The sequence below is a fragment of the Litchfieldia alkalitelluris genome (genome assembly GCF_002153425.1).
GTDB classification, from domain to species: Bacteria; Bacillota; Bacilli; order Bacillales; family Salisediminibacteriaceae; genus Evansella; species Evansella alkalicola.
In genome coordinates, this window is record NZ_MTSQ01000032.1 from 1 (window position 1) to 2,817 (window position 2,817).

Consider the following 2,817-nt stretch of genomic DNA (forward strand, 5'->3'; position numbering starts at 1 on the left):
TTGATTATTGCAATTTAATTGAGCCACATATGCGTTGTTTTGAGCCAGTAATTGCGGAGTAAAGATCCACTCTTTGCAGAGTCGAGAGCCAATATAGATAGAATCAAATAAGCCTCTTGTATAATTATGTTGCATGCGAGCAAGCATGACACTAATATACAGGAGGTTTTTTTATGGTTAATTATCGAAAGATTCTGGAACTGTATTTTGAAGGAGTCAGTCAAAGAACGATTAGTTCTAGCACTGGGCATTCAAGGAATACAGTTTCACATGTCGTTCAACGCGCCAAGAAACATGGTGTGGAAAGTTTGAACGATACAATGACCAATCGATGGCTGGAAGCATTTCTGTTTCCAGAGAAACAAGCTGTTGAGAAAGGTTATTTCCCTGTTGACTGGGAAAAAGTGCATAAGGAACTACAAAAAAAGAATGTCACCTTGACTTTATTGCATCATGAGTATGCGACTGAAGCGCGTGAGGGTGGAAAGATTCCTTATGCGTATCGTACTTTTTGTGAAAGCTATGGGAAATATGCGAAGAAGTATAAGTTAACAATGCCAATTCGAAGAAAACCAGGTGAAGTCATGGAAGTAGATTGGGCCGGGACTACGTTACAGATTATTGATCGTTCAACAGGAGAAACAATTCCAGCGTATGTTTTTATTGCGACCTTACCTTATAGTCAGTTTAGCTACGTTGAAGCATTTCTAGATATGAAATCAGCTAATTGGCTTATCGCTCATATCCATGCATTAGAGTATTTTGGGGGAGTTCCTGAAACATTGGTTCCCGATAATTTGAAGACAGGTGTTACGAAAGCCCATCGAGAAGAACCTCTTCTGAATGAAGCCTATCGTGAACTTGCAGATTATTATCGAACAGTAATTGTTCCGAGCCGTGTTCGCAAACCAAAAGATAAAGCAAGTGTAGAAGGAACAGTTGGATATATTTCCAGACAGATTATCGCTCCTCTAAGAAACTATCATTGTTTCCATCTCGAAGATTTAAATCGACAAATCTTTGAAAAGCTAGAAGAAATCAACACCATCGATTTTCAAAAGCGGCCAGGTTCACGTAAAAAGGTGTTTGAGGAAGAAGAGAAATCCTACCTTCATCAGCTTCCTCAAACGCGATATAAACTTGCGGAATGGAAAACATCAAAAGTTCAACTGAACTACCACATCCAAGTTGAACGGATGTATTATTCCGTTCCATATGATTATGTCCGCGAGAATGTCGATATACGACTAACCACGGACTTAATTGAAGTTTACTTCAAAGAAGTCCGAATTGCATCTCATAAACGATTATATGGTGAAATGGGTCAGTTTTCGACGAACACAGACCATATGCCTGATAATCACCGGTTATATTTAGAACATAATCCTGAAAACAATCGGAAGTGGGCAGAAACAATTGGGCCATCTGTGACGCAATTTGTTTCTTATATATTGGAAACGAATGTGGAGAAAAAAGCATTAAATACCCTTAGCACTCTGAGGAATATAGCTACAAAATACAAAAATAAAGAAATAGAAAAAGCAGTAGAAACTTTACTTGAAATATCAACAAATCCAACGGTTTCTGTTTTAAAAAGCGTACTTGAGAGAAACAAGAAGAAAAAACAAAATCAAAAAACGGATATTAATAATCCTAGCAGTAACTCTGATGATTATGGATTTGTCCGTGGAGCTAAATACTTTGGGAGGGATAATAAATGATGAACCAAGAAACGTTACGTAAATTAATAGAAATGAAAATGGGTGCAATGGCAGAAATATATCAACAACAGAATCAGAATAAAGATTACAAAAGCATGGATTTTGATGATAGATTCAACCTCTTAGTAGATTATGAGTATGATAGACGAAAATCAAATAGACTTGAACGATTAATTAAAAAGGCGACATTTAGCGAACCATCCGCAGCTATTGAAGATATCGAATATCATCCGGATCGTAATCTAGACAAGAAGCTAATACTAGAGTTAGCAACAGGAAATTACATTCAAAATCACCATAACATTATTTTAATGGGCGCCTCAGGAAACGGAAAAACGTGGATATCAAATGCCTTTGGCGTTCATGCATGTCGCCAATTTTACAAAGTAAAATATATTAGATTACCAGAATTACTCGATGAATTAGCTATAGCAAAATATGAAGCAGATGGCAGTTTTCGCAAGTTAATTCAAAAATACAAAAAAATTGATTTATTGATACTGGATGAATGGTTATTAACAGAACTCTCAGAGGAGAATGTACTTCATGTGTTAGAAATTATTGAAGCAAGGTTAAAGAAAGCATCGACTATTTTCTGTTCTCAATTTTCGCCAGAAGGATGGCATTCAAAACTTGGACAAGCACAAATAGCAGATGCGATTCTTGACCGAATCGTTCACGATTCATATAAGATTCTAGTTGATGGCGAAGTTTCAATGAGAGAACGTCATGGATTGGCGGTATCTAAATGATTCCAGAAGAAGTTGAAAATCGTATAGCTAGGTATTTTTTGCATATGTATTTACCCGATGAAGTGAGGATGGCAGTAGAAGAAAGACTATTACCCTCCTGCATATGGAATGAGGAAGAGGATTTAGATCAGGATGAGCTCGTTCGTCTGGCAATTGAGATTATTGATAAGCAATTAGAAGATAAAAAATTTAGATAATACAAACAGCCATTGGAACAAGTTTTGTTCCAATGGCTAATCTATACTTTGATAACATTGGCTCTTTCCCCGCACTTACTGGCTCAGATGTCCGCAAACAGTGGATCAAAACTCCGCACTCCTGGCTCATTCTGTCCGCAATAATCA

3 protein-coding genes are annotated in these 2,817 nt (G+C 37.0%); all 3 read left to right on the forward strand.

Features of this window, described 5'->3' with window-relative positions:
• Window positions 1-173 precede the first annotated feature (173 nt).
• The 3 genes from istA to BW724_RS23015 are packed head-to-tail and all read left to right on the forward strand — an operon-like array spanning window position 174 to window position 2,670.
• Window positions 174-1,721, forward strand: a complete 1,548-nt coding sequence (istA, locus tag BW724_RS23005) for an IS21 family transposase (RefSeq protein WP_088078198.1) — start codon at window positions 174-176, stop codon at window positions 1,719-1,721.
• Window positions 1,718-2,473: an IS21-like element helper ATPase IstB gene (gene istB, locus BW724_RS23010; protein ID WP_088078200.1), complete on the forward strand. Its 756-nt coding sequence runs from the start codon at window positions 1,718-1,720 to the stop codon at window positions 2,471-2,473. The genes istA and istB overlap by 4 nt, the downstream gene beginning before the upstream one ends.
• Window positions 2,470-2,670 (forward strand): hypothetical protein, encoded by a 201-nt coding sequence (locus BW724_RS23015; protein ID WP_088073469.1) that lies wholly within the window; start codon window positions 2,470-2,472, stop codon window positions 2,668-2,670. The genes istB and BW724_RS23015 overlap by 4 nt, the downstream gene beginning before the upstream one ends.
• Window positions 2,671-2,817: the final 147 nt, after the last annotated feature.